Below are 17,840 nucleotides of genomic sequence, written 5' to 3' on the forward strand. Positions count from 1 at the left end.
CAGGAGCGAAATATATTCATTTTAGTTATTCTATTATCCATGAGTGTTCGGATCGGTTTCACTAGACGTGGGATGGATGCTCTTCGCCGCAGCGCTCGGTGTTGTGCTCGTGATGTACGGGCTATCGGCGCTCTGGTGGCTGTTCGAGGTCGTCGTGTTGTCGCGAGATTGGCGAAGCGACGGCGAATTCGAGTGGGGACTCGAGGACGTGCAGGTGCGAATCCTCACGGTCGACGCTGAACCGGTCGTCCAGGGAACCGTCGATACAGTACCCGACGCAGTCGATGACGTGCACGTCATCGCCGAAAAACCGATGCAGATCGCCGGCGCGACGGTCCACGTCGTCCCGGACTCGTTCGAGTGCGCGGCGACGAACAAGGGCCGTGCACTCGAGTGGGCCAGTCGAACGCTTTCCTGTGAGCGCGAGTACGTCTGTTATCTCGACGAGGACACGCTAGTAACCGACTTCACCGGGATGCCCGATGCGGACATCGTGCAGTTCACCGAGCAGCCGATCTACACCGGCTCGTGGCTCGCCTGGTGCTGTGAGGTGTTTCGTGTTGGCTACCAGTTCGAGCAGTTCGGCTTTCACCGTCTCCGGTATCCACTCTACGCATGGGGCGGCGGCGTGGCCATCCGGTCCAGCCTCGAAGACCAACTCGGCTGGGATGTCGAGACGATCACGGAGGACACCAACTTCGTGTGGCGGGCTGCCCGTGAGCACGACGTGACGTTTCGGGTCGTCGACACGCGCTTTCGGAATCAGGCACCACCGTCACTGAAAACGATGTTCAGACAGCGACGCCGCTGGATTTCCGGCTCACTACGAGACGACGGCCTCCTCCCGCTGTCCTATCGGCCGTTGTATTTCACCCGGGTGTTTGCCTGGGCCTGCTCGCCAGCGATTCCGCTAGCGCTGCTCGTGAGCCTGTTCATGCCCGGCACAGTAGCCCTCCCGTCCGTGCTCGGTTCGTTGTCGACACTGCTCGGCGTGGTGCTCGTCGCCTACATGTGCTGTGGGCTCTGGGCGTACCAGATGCGGCCGCTTCTGTGGCCAGCATTCGCCCTTGCAACACCGATTGCGGTCGTCCTCCACGCCATTGGGGCAGCCTGGGGCGTTCTCTCACCGGTCAGGGAGTTCGAGGTCACGGAAAAAGTCGCTCCGACGACGATCGAATCAGTGCATCCGTCCCTCGAGAACGGTGACGTCGCGGCCCACAACGGCACTGGGCGGCTTCTGAGTGACAGGAAAGACCGTTCTGAAGAAGCCGACACCGAGCAGCCACTGATCCAAGAGTAACGCGACCACGAAACTCGACACGCGAACTACAGGGTGCCTTTCGTACTCGGCGTATCCGTCCGTCGCTCGTCGACCTGGGTCGCGTCGTCGAGCGTCCGGGCAAGCGTTTTGAACAGCGCCTCGACCTCGTGGTGGGCGTTCTCACCGGTGACCTCGAGGTGAACCGTCAGCCCGGCGTGCATCGCCAGCGACTCGACGAAGTGACGGGCCATATCGCTCGTGAACTCGCCGATCTGTTCCTGTGAGAACTCGCCGTCGAAGTAGAATCGAGGCCGTCCGCTGACGTCGACGACCGCGCTGGCGACGGCTTCGTCCAGTGGCACCTGCCGATCGGCATAGCGGACGATGCCCGCCCGGTCGCCGAGTGCGTCGTCGAGTGCCTCCCCGAGGACGATAGCGACGTCTTCGACCGTGTGGTGGTCGTCGATCTCGAGATCCCCATCACAGTCGACGGCGAGGTCGAACAGTCCATGTTTGGCAAACGCCGTCAACATGTGATCGAAAAAGCCGATCCCAGTATCGACGTCGGCATTGCCGTTGCCGTCGATTGCGACCGTACACTCGATCGACGTCTCGCCCGTCTCGCGCGTGACAGTCGCGACTCGTTCGCTCATGTCGAATCGATGTCGCCGCCGGTACAAGGCGATTGCGCTCGCCGACACGACACCGACTGTGGGCACAACGCGACCGCATCGTCCGCCAACTGACCTGTGGTTGAGTTAGTAGTTCAATATGGAAATACTGTCTGAAAATCGTGTATAAAATTTTTAACCGTCTCTCGAGCCGTTTCGAAAGATCGTCTCGAGAGCAAACGCGGGTCTAAAACGGACCGAAACGGAGCTAATGTTCGGCCCCTTATATGACGTGTGGGGAGAGTGTCTTGTGTACGAAGAGGAGACCTGAATCGATGTCTAATCACACCCCGCTTTCGAACGAATCGGTCACACCGTCTAGCCCCGAGGCAGACCGAAACGAGGAGCGGCGCTCTCACAGCGCCGTCCGCTCGCTCAAAAGGCCACTGCAGTTCGTCTCCTTTTGGGTTGCAATCGCCCTTCCGTTTGTCTACCTACCGCTTCTCACACGAGGGCTTGGCGATCCACAGGTAACTTTCACCTTTCTCATGCTGCTTGCACTCAACGTCTTCGCGCTCTACATCGGTCACGACTACGGGGAGTGACGGCACGACCGGGGACGATCGACAGTCGTTGATCGACTATTTTGACCCTCTGGCTTTCGAACCGATTAATGCCCCTCCAGTCACAGAGGCAGATACGCGATGACAATACGCGTCGACTGGCGTTCGAGTTGTAGCCTCACTGGGACGGTCCTGAAGTGGCTCGCCGTCCCGCTTGCAGTGCCACTCATCTTGGCGATACTCGACGGTGACAGCCCGTTTCCGTTCGTGGCTGCAGTCGTGGCCACGGTCGCGGTCGGCGTCGCCCTCGAGCGACTAAGCGACGAGCAAGACCTCGAGCAGCGAGAGGCGTTTTTGATGGTTGCGCTGACGTGGCTCGGCGTCGCCGTTATCGGCGCGATTCCGTTCTATCTTACTGGCCTGGGATCCGATCCAAGCTCTGCGTTTGCGGCACCCGTCGGTGGCCTCGTTAACGCCCTCTTCGAGAGTATGAGTGGCCTCACGACGACCGGTGCGACAGTGATGAGCGGCTGGGATTTCGACAACCAGTCGCGTTCGATCTTGCTCTGGCGACAGCTGATCCAGTGGCTCGGCGGCCTGGGTATCCTGATCGTTGCGATTGGTCTGCTCTCGAATCTGATGGTCGGTGGTGCACAGCTGATGGAGACCGAAACCCAGACCAGAAACGTCCGCAAACTCCGGCCGCACCTCGACGAGACGGCTCGACTCATCTGGGGACTGTACGTCGGCTTGACAGTGCTCGCCGCCGCCACCTTCTACGCCCTCCATCTGCTTGGGCTGGCCCCCAATATGAATCTCTTTAACGCCGTCTCGCACGCGCTGACAAGTGTTGCGACTGCAGGCTTCTCGCCGGAACCCCTGAGCGCTGGTGCGTTCACACCGATCGTCCAGTGGGCCATCATTCCGTTTATGATCCTCGGCGCGACCAACTTCGTCCTGCTCTATTATGTCACCCAGGGAGAGTATCGCCATCCCTTCGAGTCCGAAGAGTTCCGATTCTATATCAGTGTCCTCGCAAGCTTTGGCGCGATTGTCGCGGCGATTCTCTGGTTCGATCCGGAGATCGGAAAAAACTTCGAGCCGACGATCAGACACGCGCTGTTCAACGTCGTCTCGCTGGTGACGACAACAGGTTACGCTTCGACGGATTTCGCGCTCTGGTCGTCCGGTGCAACGCACATGCTGTTTCTCAGCATGTTCATCGGCGGGATGGCAGGCTCGACGACCTGTTCGATCAAGTCGCTGCGCTGGCTGGTGACGTTCAAGGCGTTCCGGCGCAACCTCTTTACCTCGATCCATCCGGAAGCAGTTCGGCCACTTCGTCTCGGCGATACTGTGGTCGATGAGGAGACGGTCCGGGATATCTACGCCTACGTCTTGCTGGCGATCATCATCTTCTTCCTGTTGACGATCTTCGTCGTCGTCGACGCCGCTCGAACAAGCACGGCCGTCACGGAGTTCGAAGCGCTCGGTGCCTCCGCGTCGATCTTTCTCAACATCGGCCCCGCGTTTGGAATGGCCGGCCCGATGGACAACTACGCCGGCTTCCCCACCACCACACGCGCCGTCATGATCGTCATGATGTGGGTCGGCCGCATCGAGATCATTCCCGTCCTCGTCCTGTTGACACCAGCGTTCTGGAAATCATGAGTGTGAAAAACACACGCACAGCTCGGCTCGAGGGCGAAAATCCGGTTTCAGTGAGCGAGCGAAAAGACCTCACTTTTTAAAACTGTAGCCCGAGATAGCGACCATGTCACAGACCACGTACGTCATCGGTCACCAGCAGCCGGACACGGACACGATCATCTCCGCGCTCGCATGTGCGCGGTTAAAACAGGCACAGGGCGAGGACGTCGTCGCCGCGCGAGCCGGCGAACTGAACCCAGAAACGCAGTTCGTCCTCGAGCGCTGGGACGTCAAGGAGCCGACGCTGCTCGAAGACGCCACGGACGAACAGCTGATCCTCGTCGACCACAACGAACACAGCCAGACCGTCGAGGGCGCACGAGAGGCAGACGTCGTCGAGATCATCGACCACCACCGAATCGGTGACGTCGAAACAAGCAACCCGATTCGCTTCCGGAACGAGCCAGTCGGCTCGACCGCGACGATCCTTACGGGCCTCTACGACGAGGCCGACGTCGAGATCGACGAGCAGACCGCTGGTCTGCTGCTCAGCGGCCTGCTGAGCGACACCGTCGTCCTCCGCTCGCCGACGACCACTGAGACCGACGAAGTCGTCGCCGAACGCCTCGCAGAGATTGCTGGCGTCGACTACGAGGAGTACGGCAAAGAACTGCTCAAACAGAAGAGCAAACTCGGCGAGAAAGAGCCCCGAGAGATGGTGCTTGGCGACTTCAAGGAGTTCGAGTTCGGCAGCTACGATGTCGGTATTGGTCAGATCGAAACCGTCGAACCGGCTCCGGTGCTCGAGCAGCGCGATGCCGTCCTCGAGGCGATGGATGAAGTCGTCGCCGAGCGCGAGTACGACCTCCTCGTCTTGCTCGTCACGGACCTCCTCGAGGAGGAATCCACCGCCCTGATCGCCGGCGACCACACCGACACCGTCGAAGCGGCCCTCGACACCACCGTCGAAGATCGCGAAGCCTTCCTGCCCGGCGTCATGTCCCGGAAAAAGCAGGTCGTCCCGCCGCTCGAGGACGCGTTCTGACGCAGTCGGTTCGAACGCGAATCACACGTCGGTCGCGCGGTCGTCCGATCGCGTGACGACGACTCGGCTTTGTTTTTTATCAGCAGATCGTTGCATGGTCTCATGCTTCAGAGAGACAGTTGAAACCGAACACATTGTCTGAGAAGAACGTGTGGAAATGAATTAAATATCAAATTCGAAAACCAAGATTTTTAACATATATGGCGGATGGTAATAGTATGAGCGTGTTGAAACAATTTTTCACGGATCACAAATGGCATCGCACTCGCGTGCAGAACGTGAAGCGCTGTGTGGAAGACTGCAATCAGATGGCGCTGGTTTCTGAACACGAAGATGGATTCTGTACGGAGCTTGAAATTCTCATTAAACCATCCTACTCCCTTACGGATGAGCTTCGGGAAATGCTTCGTACAGACCGTGTGCGAATTTCGGATCTGCGAGTCGAGCAGTCATCCACGACGCTCATCATTCGCGTTTTCTGACTAATACGATAGACCGCCTCTACTGGGCACGGGTGTCACAGCTCGCACTGACCGAAGAAACCGTCTCTCCGATGGCGATTACTCGTCGACGGCCGCCTGTGCATCCTCGAGCGTGAAGTTCCCCTCGTACAGTGCACTGCCGACGACCACCGCCGCCGCGCCGGTCTCTGCGAGCGCCCGAACGTCCTCGAGGGTCGCGACGCCACCACTCGCAACGACTGGGATGTCGGTCGCCTCGACTAACTCTCGAACCGGTTCCGTTGCGACGCCCTCGAGTTGCCCCTCGACGTCGACGTTCGTAAACAGAATCGCGGCCGCACCCAGATCCTCGTAGCGCTCGGCGGCCTCGATTGGCGTGATGCCCGCGCCTTCGGTCCAGCCCTCGACGACGACCTCGCCGTCTTTCGCGTCGAGGCTGACGACGACGCTGTCGGGGTGGGTTTCGCTGATTTCGGCGACGATGTCGGGGTTCTCGACGGCTGCCGTCCCGAGGATAACGCGGTCGAGGCCGCGCTCGAGGAGGTCGATTGCGCCTTCGGCGGTCCGAATACCGCCGCCGAGTTGGGTGGGGACGTCGACGGTCTCGAGGACGGCGTCGATGGCGTCCGCATTCTGCCGTTCGCCCTCGAACGCCCCGTCGAGGTCGACGAGATGGAGCGACGACGCACCAGCGTCGATCCATCGCTGTGCGGCCTCGACCGGATCGCCGTAGGTCTTCTCGGTGCCGCGTTCGCCCTGGACGAGTTGGACGACTTCGCCATCCTGGACGTCGACTGCGGGGATTACCTCGAACCCGTCGTGTGTGTTGGTGCTCATACTCATGTGCGCGCGTCGGACTCGAGTAAAGGCGACGGTTTCGCGCAACAACCATCGGCCCAACACTGTTCGAGTTCCGTGCAGAATTGTTACATGTTTCGGTACTGTGGACTCGGATGAGAGTGAATGGGAGGAAGTCTGGCGCTCGCCCAGCAGCCGGTGACACAGCCAGCGCTGACGACCGAGATGCTCGTCGTCTTTGGCGTCGTTGCATTTGCGCTCGTGATGTTCGTCACCGAGCGACTGCCGATCGACGTCACTGCGATCCTGTTGATCGTGATTCTGGTCGTCTTAGAGCCCTGGACGGGGATCGATCCGAGCACTGGGATCTCCGGGTTCGCCAACGACGCGACGATCACGGTGCTCGCGATGTTGATTTTGAGCGGCGGCATCGCCCGAACGGGGCTCGTACAGGAACTTGGCCGACGGATGGCCGCGTATGCAGGCGACAGCATTCGCAGACAGCTGTTTGCCACCGTCGTCGCGACGAGTCCCGTCTCCGGCTTTCTGAACAACACGCCTGTCGTCGCGTTGCTGGTGCCGGTCGTCACTGACGTCGCCAACCGCGGGAACACGTCGCCGTCGAAGCTGTTGATCCCGCTGTCCTATGCCTCACAGGTCGGTGGCATGCTCACCCTCATCGGGACCTCGACGAACATCCTCGCGAGCGACATCAGCGCTCGACTCGGCGCTGACTACCCCGAGCTCCACCGGTTTTCGATGTTCGAGTTCACGCAACTGGGCGTGATCGTCGTCATCGTCGGTGCACTGTATCTGATCTTCGTCGGCCACTACCTCCTGCCCGAGCGGGTCCCGGCACGGGCGGACTACGTCGAGGCCTACGACGTCGGTGACTACATCGTCGAAATCGCCGTCGTCCCAGGGTCACCGCACGTCGACTCGAGAGTCGGAACTGTAACCGAACGCCTCGGCCCCGAAATCGACGTCGTACAGGTCGTCCACGATGAGGATCGCTCGGTCGCCCCACGCCAGGAGACACGACTACGCGAGGGTGATGTACTCGTCGTCCGTACCGACCGAGACGCGATTTCGATGCTCGAAGACGCCACGGGCGTCGAACTGGTCGGCAACCCCCAGTCCGATGCGGAGCTATCGACCGACAACGAGGCGGGGATCATCACGGAACTGGTCGTCTCGCTCGACTCTCGACTGGTCGGCGAGCGACTCGATCCTGAATCGTTTCGCGAGGAGTTCAACGCCGCTGTCCTCGGACTGCGCCACCACGGGTCGCTCGTCAGCGACCGCATCGTCGGCAAACGACTCGACGTCGGCGACACCCTCCTCGTTCAGGCCCCGCCGGACACGCTCGATCGACTCTCGCGGCGCGACGATGTGATCGTCGCCCGCGAGCCATCGCTGCCCGAGTATCGGGCCGATAAAGCGCCAATCGCCGTCGCCATCATGATCGGCGTCGTCGCGGTCGCCGCACTGGATATCTATCCGATCTTGCTCTCGGCGCTTGCCGGTGTCGTTGCGATGGTCGTCAGTGGCGTCCTCGAGCCGAACGAGTTGTACGATGCCGTCGAGTGGGACATCATTTTCCTGTTAGCGGGTGTGATCCCGCTCGGGATTGCACTGGAACAGTCCGGGGCGGCAGCCTACCTCGCGTTTCTGGTCGTTTCGACGGCCGGGTTCCTCCCGACGCTCGTCGTGTTGTGGGTGTTCTACATCGTAACGGGACTGATCACGGAACTGATCAGCAACAACGCGAGCGTCGTGTTACTGATTCCGGTCGCAGCGGCCGCAGCGGCGGGGATCGGTGCAAATCCGCTCGCGTTCGTCTTCGCGGTCATGTTCGCCGCGAGCACCTCGTTTCTGGGACCGATCGGCTACCAGACGAACCTGTTCGTCTACGGTCCGGGTGGCTACCAGTTCACGGACTACTTCCGTGTCGGCGCACCTCTGCAGTTGATTCTCTCGGTCGTCACTGTGCTCGGCATCGCGTTCTTCTGGGGGGTATAGGATTATCGACAAAAGCTTGCCCGTACACAAGCAAAAACGCTAACCACCTACCCGATTGTTCTATAAAATATAAACATAATACAGGTAACGTATCAAAGAGTTCCAGTACTTATTTTACGAAGACACTCATACCGTTCAGTAATGGTCGAGACTATTCTCCTCGTTGGCGTCGTTGCGTCGATTTTTGTTGGGTTTAATATCGGTGGGTCATCGACCGGGATCGCGTGGGGACCGGCCGTGGGTGCCGGTCTGCTTCGGAAAACGACGGCGGCTGCGCTGATGACGTTTTTCGTCTTTCTCGGCGGCTGGACCGTTGGTCGAAACGTGATGGACACCCTGAGTGAGGGGATCATCACGATCGATATTTCGCTCGGAGCGGGCGTCGCTGTCCTCTTTTTTATTGGACTGGGAATTCTCATCGCGAACGTCTTCGGCGTCCCCGTCCCGACATCGATGACGACCGTCGGGGCGATTGCCGGATTAGGGCTGGCGACGGGAACGCTCAACTTCGAGACGATCGGCTGGATCGTCTCGTGGTGGATCGTGACGCCGATCATCGGGTTCTGGGTCGGCGCGACGATCGGCCGCTACGTCTACCCCGAACTCAACCGACGGTTCGAGATCAAAGCCTCCGAGGGGGCGCTCCTATCGCTCGATCGGAGCGGATCAGTACCGAAGCCGGTTCTTGGACCGAACACGACCTATCAGGAACTCGGTGGGACAATCGTCGTCTTCATCATCGGCTGTTACATGGCCTTCAGCGCCGGCGCGAGCAACGTTCCCAACGCTGTCGCCCCACTGGTCAGCAGTGGCGCCCTCGAGCCGAATCCGGCGATCATCGTAGCGACCATCGCGATCGGCCTCGGTGGCTTTACCATCGCCCGACGGACGATGGAGTCCGTCGGCGGCGAACTCAGCGATATCCCGCTGCTGGCGGCGCTGATCGTCATGATCACCGCCTCGACGATTACGACTCTGCTCTCGTGGGCTGGCATTCCAATCAGCCTCGTCATGTCGTCGGTGATGACGATCGTCGGCCTCGGCTGGGGGCGAGCAACCCGCCCTGTCACGGCCCAAGAGGCCATCCGCGGCGAATCGGATAAAGAGCTCGCGACAGGTGCTCTGACAGCAGAACCGGATGCCCCCGTCACACCGATCGGCGAAAAAGAACCAGCGGAGGTCCTCGACGCCGGCGATCTGTTCAACCCGCGAGCCGTCATGAAGTACATCTCGATGTGGGTCATCGGGCCGTCGATGTCGACGCTGCTTGCCTACGGCTTCTTCGTCGCGGTTCCGTTCGTCGGATAATCTCCCCCGCGCTTATTTTCGCCGTCGTCGTAGGCCATGTATGATCTCACGCGTTCTCGTTCCGATGGACGGCTCCGAGATGAGCGAACACGCCCTCGAGTACGCTCTTGAGGCCTATCCAAACGCCGAGATAACCGTCTTGCATGTCGTCGGCGAACCGTCTCCGATGTGGGGTGAGGCGTCGGGACTTGCCCTCGCAGACAACCTCGAGGAGGCAGCACAGAACCTCGCAGAACCAACGTTCGCCCGTGCCCGCGAACTCGTCGCCGACGCCGACGGGGATGCCGACCTCGAGACCGCCATCGAACTCGGTCATCCGGTCCGGTCGATCATCAACCGAGCAGACGACTACGACACGGTCGTCGTCGGTAGTCACAGCGGTACCATTGCAGACCGCCTTTATGTCGGCAACGTCGCCAAACAGGTCGTCCACCAATCACCGACGCCGGTCGTCGTCGTTCGCTGACCGATCCGGAGCCGGCTACTCCTCGGTCCGGTCGTCGTCGGCTGACTCGACCTGTGCCTGGACTTGCTCGAGTTGTTCGCCGACCGTCTCTTCGACTGTTTCACCGATGGTCTTGTCCACTGTTTCTTCGACTGTCTGCTCGACTGTCTCACCTACTGTTTCTTCGACTGTCTGCTCGACCGTCTCACCCACCGTCTTGTCTACCGTCTCTTCGACAGTGTCGCTCACTGTCTGTTCGACCCGCTCACCCACCGTCTTGTCCACCGTCTCTTCGACAGTGTCGCTCACTGTCTGTTCGACCCGCTCGCCCACCGTCTTGTCCACCGTCTCCTCGACAGTGTCGCTCACCGTCTGTTCGACTCGCTCGCCCACCGTCTTATCTACCGTCTCTTCGACAGTGTCGCTCACTGTCTGTTCGACCCGCTCACCAACGGTCCTGTCTACCGTCTCTTCGACCTGTTTCTCGACGGTATCGCCGACCGTCTGCTCGACCGACTGTTCGACCGTTTCCTGGACCGTCGTTGTCATCCAGTCGGGATCGAACCGAGCCATTTTCCAGACGACGTGGAGCACGTACGAGGCAAAGACACCCAGTCCGAACGTCAACCCGATCTGGATATCGAGCGTCGCGATCAGGATAATCGAAAGGAGAATCAACGCTCCGTACGCGAGATCGATAACTGCGTCGATGCGTGCCGGCCTCATCGTCGAGTCTCACCCGTTCTCGACTCGAGCAGTGTGTGCTGGGACCGAAGCGGATTCCGCCCGTTCCACGGTCGCCTTTCCGACTGAATCGGTGGCACGCGTACCAACATGATAGTAGGAAATATGGTGTGAATCAGTGAAATCCTTTGGGAAAGCGATCATCAGTGGCCCGCTGTGGACACGGGCGCGGCCTCGAGGGTGCCCGGATGCGCTATCCAAACGTGGCCGAACTACCGTCACGCCCGTTTAAGTCGGGCATTCAGCAGTTCTGCGTATGAATAGGCGCGTTTTTAGGATCGGACCACGTGACTCTAAACCGTGACGGAAGTACTGCTTATCGTTGGGATTCTGGTCGCAATCTTCGTCGGCTACAACATCGGCGGCGCGACGACCGGCCCTGCATTCGGGCCCGCGGTCGGCGCGAACGTGATCACGAAGCTGATGGCAGCCGCACTCATGTCGGTCTTTTTCTTTCTCGGGGCGATCACGATCGGCCCACAGGTCGTCGACACACTCGGTCGTGAACTCGTCACCGACACTGACATCTTCACGATGCGTTCGAACGTCGCCGTCCTCTTTTTCATCGGCGGCGCGCTGTTCGTCGGCAACTACGCTGGCGTTCCCGCCTCGACGTCGATGACGGCCGTCGGGGCAATCGCCGCCCTCGGCCTCGCGACCGGCGAACTCAACTTCGCCGTGCTCGGACAGATCGTCGTCTGGTGGATCGTCGCGCCGATCATCGGCTTCTGGGTCGCCGGCATGATCGGCCGGTACTTCTACCCGCGAATCAACGCGTGGGTCGCCATCGAAAGTAACGCCGACGGCGGGAACCCGATGGTCAGCGTCGACCGCTCGGGCGTCGTGCCCCGCCTGCAGTTCGAAAAAGATGCAGACCGGCGGGAGATCACGGGTGCGCTGATCGTCGTCGGAATTGGCTGTCTGATGGCGTTTTCCTCGGGAACGAGCAACATCGCAAACGCGATCGCGCCGATCTACGGCACCGGTGACGTCGACATGATCCCGCTGATCTTGATCGGATCGGCTGCCGTCACGATCGGCTGTTTCACGATCGCTCGGCGGACACTCGACACGCTCGGCAACGACATCACGAACCTGCCGCTGACTGCGGCGATCGTCGTCGCCATCATCAGCTCGGGGATCGTCATCGGTCTCTCATCGATCGGCATCCCCGCTAGTTTCGTCGTCATCGCAACGATGAGCATCGTCGGTCTCGGCTGGGGGCGGGCAACCCGGACGACCACGCTCTCTGACGTCAAAGCCGGCGAAGAGACCCACGTCTCAGTCGGCGCGTTAACCGCCGAACAAGAAGGAGAATCCTCACCCGAGATCGGCGAAGAAAAACCTGAAGACATTCCCAGTGCCTCCGATCTTTTCAATCCCTCGACGACGGCCCGCGTGATCCTGATGCAAAACGTCGTGCCGGTCCTCTCGACCGTCGGTGCCTTTCTCACCTTCCGGTTCATCCCGATCTTTGGCTTTTGAACGTCTGGTGATCGTTCCGACGCGTTTGACTCTTGTTCACGGACGTTGCCACGACTGAGCCTAACCAACCGGGCGTGAAGATCGCAGCCGGCTGTCTCGAGCGATCCACGCGCGGCTGCCGGCGACGGCGGACTGGGGAAGCCACAGAAGCGACAAATAAGACCGCAGATCCGCATGTTTGTTCTAATTTCAGTACTTTCCTACTGTTTCATAGCGTATTAGTCAACAAACAGTGACGTTCTTTCCCTCGAGTAGCTACATTCTGACTCAAAGTCAATTTAGGATCGAACAGCAAGCTATACCAGTACGGGACTCGAACCAGAGGGTGATGCCCACGGTAGAATACCTCAACTACGAAGTACTGGACGACCAGGGCTGGGAAATGGACGACGACGACCTCTTCGAGAAGGCTGCTGACGCTGGCCTCGACACCGAGGACTACGACAGCCTCGAAGTCGCCGAAGGCGAGTACATCCTGGAGGCCGCCGAGGCCCAGGGCTACGACTGGCCGTTCTCCTGCCGTGCAGGTGCCTGTGCGAACTGTGCCGCGATCGTCTACGAAGGCGAGATCGAGATGGACATGCAGCAGATCCTCTCGGACGAGGAAGTCGAGGATAAAAACGTCCGTCTGACCTGCATCGGTTCCGCAGAGACCGATGAAGTGCAGATCGTTTACAACGCAAAGCACCTCGACTACCTGCAGAACCGCGTCATTTAAACGACGCAATCCAGATCACATTTTTTATTGCAGCCGTCAGGTAGCCACAGCACTCCTCGAGTTCCGTGAACGGTGGCGACGCGCTCGAGACAGGCCGCCGTCGAGGTCGAAACAATAACACCGTCGCGCTCGAGAGAGACGGCTGTGACACTCGCTGGCGTGTCGGCGACGATGCCGGATCTGTTGCGGCTCGTTGCCGTCCCCGTCTTCGCCTGGGTTGCGGTTCGAGATATCAAGACCAGACGGGTCTCGAGTGGCGTCTGGATTCCACTTGCGATACTGGGGCTCGTCGCGCTCATCTGGGACGGCCGACTCGCCTGGCACACGGGCGGCTTCGTCTGGAGTCACGAGTTTCTGATCCCGACGGCGGTGAGCCTCGGCTTCGTCGTGCCCATTGCGTACCTGTTCTGGTGGTTCGGGGGGTTCGGCGGGGCCGACGCGAAGGCGTTGCTCGTACTCGCGCTCCTGTTTCCGACCTTCCCACAGTATACGGTCGGCTCGTGGACCCTGCCGATGACGACCACGCCAATCGGAACGTTCTCGTTTACGATCCTGACGAACGCCGTCATCGTCGGAATGACGATCCCAATCGTCCTCGCGGTTCGCAACGCTGCTGCTGGCCGCATCACGTCCGTAATGGTCATCGGCTGGCCCATCTCGTGGGACGATGTACCCGAAACGCACGGCCGACTCCTCGAGACGCCCGAGGGCCGTTCTCGAGGCGGGCTCGACCTCGACGCCCTGCGGATGTATCTGCGCTGGCGGGGCCTCTCGCTGGCCGACGTTCGCACCCACCCTGATCGGTATCGTGATCCCGCAACCCTGCCAGCCGAGCCGAATCCGCCAACCGACGGGGCCGTCACCGCCACCGTTCGTAGCGATGGTGGGGCGACACTCGAGGCTGACAACTCTGATCTGACGGCCGCCACCGACGATCCGTGGGGAGCCGAGGCGTTCCTCGCAGATATCGAAGGGACAGCCTACGGCACCACGCCCGAAGAGCTTCGGGAGGGTCTCGAGGTACTGAGCACGAAAGACACCGTCTGGATCTCGCCGGGGACACCGTTTCTCGTCCCCGTGTTTGTCGGACTGGCAGTCGCGCTGGTCTATGGCGACCTGCTCGTCGGGACGTTCATCTGAGTGCTACAGCGTCCGTTCATACAGCGGCACCAGCACCGTCCAGAAGACGACGAACGCTGTCCCGAGGCCGATGAGCGCGAGCCACAGGTCGCCCCGACCGGTCGGTGGGCCACTCGAGAGCAACACGAGCGTCCCGAGGAACAGTAGCACACAGACGAGCACGCTCCCGAGTTCGAGGACGGCAGCGATGGGAACCGCTCGAATCTGCGCGACGAGGTCGGCGATCATACGCGAGACTCACGCGCAACGATGAAAAACGTCACGACGGCTGGTCAAGCGGCCGACTCGAGTACTGACGATCAGGCTCGAGACTCGATATCTGCCGCGATCTCGTCGAGTTCGTCGTCCGAGAGGTCCTCGGTGATCTGATCCAGGTCGTCGACGTTGAACGAGCCGGCGTCGCTGAAAATGCTGTGAATGGGGCCAGCGCCGTCACCTTCGAAGCGGGGGACGATGTGGCAGTGGACGTGTGGCACTTCCTGTCCGGCCGCCTCGCCGTTGTTGAACGCGACGGTCGAGGCGTCGGCGTCGACGCTCTCCTCGACAGCGGGGATCAGCTGGTGGATGGTCGCATAGAGGTCGGTGGCGACGTCGTCAGGGACGTCGTTCACTCGCTCGTACTCCTCTTTCGGGATGACCAGCGTGTGTCCCGGTGCCAGTGGGTTAGCATCGAGGAACGCAATCGTCGTCTCGTCTTCGTACACGACCCGTGCGGGGATCTCTCCCTCGACAATCTGAGTGAAGATCGTACTCATACGAGAGTGTGTGTCGGCCCACTGTAAGAAGGTTACCCGCGACAGACATGCCACTCGATTGCGATTGACATAGCTTTCGCGTCGCGCCGTGAGCCGGCGCGTCTCCGCTAAGCAGCGCGGAACTTCGCAGTGGTTACGACCCCATAGCGACTAATAGGCGGACGACAGATGAGTGATTCAAAACCGAGCGGCGGGCTGATTCGAGCGCTGTTGCGTACTGAACAACGGTTTCACGAGAGCGCACCGATCAAAGACAGCTACAGCAAAATCCTCGTCAGATCGATTTTCTGGTTTCTGCTTTTTTCTGCCACCTACACCGTCGTAACGACGTTTTTGTGAGCGAGTCAGACGACCAAGCGAGGCCAAATCCGACAGTAGATGCCACAAAAACGGCGGTGTGACTGTTAGTTGACTCGAGTGAAACGGGTTATCGGCTGTATAGTTAACCAGTGATAGGTACGGAGTCTATCTGGCGGGGGCGGACGACTGTCGTTGCCGACGGCGTCCGACTCTGAGACATCATCACATCGCCCCGTCGAAGAGATCATCCCAACGTCACCGATCTCTACTACCCCTACCCGTTGTTTCATTTCCAAACGGAGAGGGGGCTCCAATGCCAGCCCTCGGCTGGCGATTTCTACGCACCACTGGCGACGCGGGAGCCACGCAGCCCTCAAGTACCGGTATCGAAGACCCGTCGGACTGTACAGTGCAGTGGGTCCGGATGCCGTACTGACGACATCGTCGCGCTCGAGACGTGGCTAACACGATCGCGTTTGACGCCGACCGAGCGCCCGAGAACTGGCGTGTTTGTGTGTAGTTCAACCAGAGAAACACATTTTTAGTGGACAGTCACGTCCTCTACCCCCTGCAAGCTGCAACTATTATAATGCTCGTCGGGCTAGTCCGGAGCATCGTTTAATCGAAGACGACACGAGGCTGGTCTCAGCGGCCGACCACCCGACCCGCCACGGTGTTCGTCGGCATGTCGGGAGAGCGGCGCTTCGTGGTCGAACGGCAGCCGGTGTCGAGTGCGATCGCCGGATTTCATCGATCAACTGTCGCGACGGTCGCCTGTCTGGCGTCGATGGTTTCGACCTGCCACCCTGTCAGTGATGTCCCGAGGACGGTAGACGACTGCCACTCGAGGATCCAAGGCGCAAGCGAGGACTCACACGATGGCAACAATACTGTACGCGATCGATCGACCGTTCATGCGAAAGACGTTCGAGGCGATCGACCGCCACGTCGACGTCGAGTCGGCGTACATCCCGGTCCGAGCGGATGCCCGCGGCTGTAGCGACCGCATCGACGAAATCGCGGTAGACGACCCCGACGCGGTCGACGAGAACGTCCGGGCGATCGACCCCGACGTCGTCGTCTACAACCATCGGTTCGGCATCGAACGCTTCACGTTCTACGAGGAGTACCCGCTCGTCCACATCCGCCACGGCGCGTCGATCGGTCGCGGCGAGAGAGCCGTGACGGCCACGACCATGTTGTCGCACGTCAGCGCCGCGCTCGCACCCGGCGAGCGGTGGGCACGGGCATACCGGGAGGCTGCCCCGCCGGACGTGCGCGTCGCCGTCGTCGGCATTCCGGAAGCCGACGTGCTGGTCGATTCACCGCCGCCTCGCGAACGGCGGGTGCTGTACGCACCAACCAACTACATGATCGGACAGGGCGCGTACGCAAACACGGCTCGCTCGGTCCTCGAATGTTTCGCCGACACCGAGTACGAACTGCTCTTTCGGCCGCACCCGACCGACAGACGTGAGGGGCCGGGACTGGCCGTTACGCAATCCTGTCGCGACCGGATTGCGGAGCTTTCGAACGTCGTCTTCGATACGGCCGCGACGCCCGCCGAGAGCATGCGCCGCTCGGACGTACTCATCTCAGACTATTCGGGATCGATCGCCGAGTGGCTTCACACGGGCCGGCCGCTGATCCAGTTGACCGACATCGACGCCCCGGACCGCGAGGTGCCACGGATCGGCGCGACGACGGACACACTCGAGGTCGAACTCGTCGACGACCTCTATCACGACGGCGAACCCGAGGCCGTCACGCGCCGACGCGAGGCGTGGCTCGCAGACCTCGGCATCCCGATGGACGGCCGAGCGGGCGAACGCGCCGCCGAGGAGGTGATGCGATGCGCGGCGTGATCTTGGCCGCAGGCGAGGGGAAACGGATGGGCCATCACACCGACGACGTCCCGAAAGCCTTCCTCGAGTTCGACGGACGGACGCTGTACGACCGCCAGCGCAGACTGCTCGAGCCACACGTCGACGGCACGAGCATCGTCCTCGGCTATCGCCACGACACCGTCCTAGACAGATACGATCCCGACGATCCAATCGTCCTCGAGGACTGGGACCGGTACGAGAACGCCGCATCGTTGCTCCTTGCACTCAGACGGATCGACGACGACGTGTTAGTCCTCAACGGCGACATCCTCGTCGACGAACGCGAACTCGAGCGGTTGGCCGAACAGTTCGACGCGCTCAGAGGCCGGCTCAATCTCGTCGGCTGTATTCCCGGTCTCCAGCACGAAGCAACCGCGATCCGCTGGGACGAGTCGGGACGTGTGGCGGCGTACGGACTCATCGAGGGCCATCAGCACGCCGGCTTCGGCATCGTGAGCCGCGAGCACCGGTCGGCGGCGATGGATATCCTCCGCGACCGACTCGAGGAGTGGTACCCCTGTGTTTACCCACAGACGCCAACACAGCCGCTGTTGATCCCGGACACTCGTCACGTCGAGGTCAACCGTCCAGCCGACCTCGAGCAGGCTCGAGCGTGGCTTGCGTCCGAGCGGATCCAGTGTGCCTGAT

The 17,840-nt window shown here is 60.8% G+C and carries 19 protein-coding genes; 14 read left to right on the forward strand and 5 right to left on the reverse strand.

The window, feature by feature from the left end:
- Positions 1 to 76: 76 nt before the first annotated feature.
- Positions 77 to 1,300, forward strand: coding sequence for a glycosyltransferase (locus tag ACERJA_RS14110; protein WP_373608904.1), 1,224 nt, complete (start codon positions 77 to 79; stop codon positions 1,298 to 1,300).
- Between the two features lie 26 nt (positions 1,301 to 1,326).
- On the opposite strand, the gene hisB is transcribed toward ACERJA_RS14110, so the two are convergent.
- Positions 1,327 to 1,914 carry an imidazoleglycerol-phosphate dehydratase HisB gene (gene hisB / locus ACERJA_RS14115; RefSeq protein ID WP_373608905.1) on the reverse strand — a complete coding sequence of 196 codons (588 nt, stop codon included), beginning with the start codon at positions 1,912 to 1,914 and terminating at the stop codon, positions 1,327 to 1,329.
- Between the two features lie 293 nt (positions 1,915 to 2,207).
- On the opposite strand from hisB, the gene ACERJA_RS14120 reads away from it, so the two are divergent.
- The 4 genes from ACERJA_RS14120 to ACERJA_RS14135 all read left to right on the forward strand — a co-directional run bounded on the left by ACERJA_RS14120 (position 2,208) and on the right by ACERJA_RS14135 (position 5,612).
- Positions 2,208 to 2,477 (forward strand): hypothetical protein, encoded by a 270-nt coding sequence (locus ACERJA_RS14120; protein WP_373608906.1) that lies wholly within the window; start codon positions 2,208 to 2,210, stop codon positions 2,475 to 2,477.
- Between the two features lie 99 nt (positions 2,478 to 2,576).
- Complete coding sequence (locus ACERJA_RS14125; protein ID WP_373608907.1) at positions 2,577 to 4,106, forward strand: TrkH family potassium uptake protein; 1,530 nt, start codon at positions 2,577 to 2,579, stop codon at positions 4,104 to 4,106.
- Positions 4,107 to 4,209: 103 nt separating this feature from the next.
- Complete coding sequence (locus ACERJA_RS14130) at positions 4,210 to 5,130, forward strand: manganese-dependent inorganic pyrophosphatase (protein ID WP_373608908.1); 921 nt, start codon at positions 4,210 to 4,212, stop codon at positions 5,128 to 5,130.
- 218 nt (positions 5,131 to 5,348) lie between these two features.
- A complete protein-coding gene (locus ACERJA_RS14135; protein ID WP_373608909.1) occupies positions 5,349 to 5,612 on the forward strand; it encodes a hypothetical protein in 264 nt (87 codons plus the stop codon).
- 78 nt (positions 5,613 to 5,690) lie between these two features.
- On the opposite strand, the gene hisA is transcribed toward ACERJA_RS14135, so the two are convergent.
- Positions 5,691 to 6,428: a 1-(5-phosphoribosyl)-5-[(5-phosphoribosylamino)methylideneamino]imidazole-4-carboxamide isomerase gene (gene hisA, locus ACERJA_RS14140; RefSeq protein ID WP_373608910.1), complete on the reverse strand. Its 738-nt coding sequence runs from the start codon at positions 6,426 to 6,428 to the stop codon at positions 5,691 to 5,693.
- A gap of 126 nt (positions 6,429 to 6,554) precedes the next feature.
- Between hisA and ACERJA_RS14145 the strand changes: the two genes are divergently transcribed.
- The 3 genes from ACERJA_RS14145 (at position 6,555) to ACERJA_RS14155 (ending at position 10,185) form a co-directional block, all read left to right on the forward strand.
- Positions 6,555 to 8,411, forward strand: coding sequence for an SLC13 family permease (locus tag ACERJA_RS14145; protein ID WP_373608911.1), 1,857 nt, complete (start codon positions 6,555 to 6,557; stop codon positions 8,409 to 8,411).
- A 141-nt stretch (positions 8,412 to 8,552) separates the two neighbouring features.
- On the forward strand, positions 8,553 to 9,719 hold the full coding sequence (locus ACERJA_RS14150) for an anion permease (protein ID WP_373608912.1): 1,167 nt from the start codon (positions 8,553 to 8,555) through the stop codon (positions 9,717 to 9,719).
- Positions 9,720 to 9,759: 40 nt separating this feature from the next.
- Entirely contained in the window at positions 9,760 to 10,185 is a 426-nt protein-coding gene (locus ACERJA_RS14155) for a universal stress protein (RefSeq protein ID WP_373608913.1), read from the forward strand.
- A gap of 15 nt (positions 10,186 to 10,200) precedes the next feature.
- Here the strand turns inward: ACERJA_RS14155 and ACERJA_RS14160 are convergent, their stop codons facing one another.
- Positions 10,201 to 10,890, reverse strand: a complete 690-nt coding sequence (locus ACERJA_RS14160; protein ID WP_373608914.1) for a hypothetical protein — start codon at positions 10,888 to 10,890, stop codon at positions 10,201 to 10,203.
- A gap of 318 nt (positions 10,891 to 11,208) precedes the next feature.
- Between ACERJA_RS14160 and ACERJA_RS14165 the strand changes: the two genes are divergently transcribed.
- The 3 genes from ACERJA_RS14165 to ACERJA_RS14175 all read left to right on the forward strand — a co-directional run bounded on the left by ACERJA_RS14165 (position 11,209) and on the right by ACERJA_RS14175 (position 14,251).
- On the forward strand, positions 11,209 to 12,393 hold the full coding sequence (locus ACERJA_RS14165) for an anion permease (protein WP_373608915.1): 1,185 nt from the start codon (positions 11,209 to 11,211) through the stop codon (positions 12,391 to 12,393).
- Positions 12,394 to 12,721: 328 nt separating this feature from the next.
- A complete protein-coding gene (gene fer, locus ACERJA_RS14170; RefSeq protein ID WP_006065441.1) occupies positions 12,722 to 13,111 on the forward strand; it encodes a ferredoxin Fer in 390 nt (129 codons plus the stop codon).
- A gap of 144 nt (positions 13,112 to 13,255) precedes the next feature.
- Positions 13,256 to 14,251, forward strand: a complete 996-nt coding sequence (locus ACERJA_RS14175; protein WP_373609062.1) for an A24 family peptidase C-terminal domain-containing protein — start codon at positions 13,256 to 13,258, stop codon at positions 14,249 to 14,251.
- 3 nt (positions 14,252 to 14,254) lie between these two features.
- On the opposite strand, the gene ACERJA_RS14180 is transcribed toward ACERJA_RS14175, so the two are convergent.
- Positions 14,255 to 14,479, reverse strand: coding sequence for a hypothetical protein (locus tag ACERJA_RS14180; RefSeq protein ID WP_373608916.1), 225 nt, complete (start codon positions 14,477 to 14,479; stop codon positions 14,255 to 14,257).
- A 71-nt stretch (positions 14,480 to 14,550) separates the two neighbouring features.
- Positions 14,551 to 15,006, reverse strand: a complete 456-nt coding sequence (locus ACERJA_RS14185; protein WP_006065438.1) for an HIT family protein — start codon at positions 15,004 to 15,006, stop codon at positions 14,551 to 14,553.
- 168 nt (positions 15,007 to 15,174) lie between these two features.
- On the opposite strand from ACERJA_RS14185, the gene ACERJA_RS14190 reads away from it, so the two are divergent.
- The 3 genes from ACERJA_RS14190 (at position 15,175) to ACERJA_RS14200 (ending at position 17,839) form a co-directional block, all read left to right on the forward strand.
- Complete coding sequence (locus ACERJA_RS14190; RefSeq protein ID WP_373608917.1) at positions 15,175 to 15,345, forward strand: hypothetical protein; 171 nt, start codon at positions 15,175 to 15,177, stop codon at positions 15,343 to 15,345.
- Positions 15,346 to 16,184: 839 nt separating this feature from the next.
- A complete protein-coding gene (locus ACERJA_RS14195; protein WP_373608918.1) occupies positions 16,185 to 17,171 on the forward strand; it encodes a CDP-glycerol glycerophosphotransferase family protein in 987 nt (328 codons plus the stop codon).
- On the forward strand, positions 17,159 to 17,839 hold the full coding sequence (locus ACERJA_RS14200) for an NTP transferase domain-containing protein (protein ID WP_373608919.1): 681 nt from the start codon (positions 17,159 to 17,161) through the stop codon (positions 17,837 to 17,839). The genes ACERJA_RS14195 and ACERJA_RS14200 overlap by 13 nt, the downstream gene beginning before the upstream one ends.
- Position 17,840 lies beyond the last annotated feature (1 nt).

It is taken from the genome of Natronorubrum sp. A-ect3 (genome assembly GCF_041821125.1).
Classification (GTDB): domain Archaea; phylum Halobacteriota; class Halobacteria; order Halobacteriales; family Natrialbaceae; genus Natronorubrum; species Natronorubrum bangense.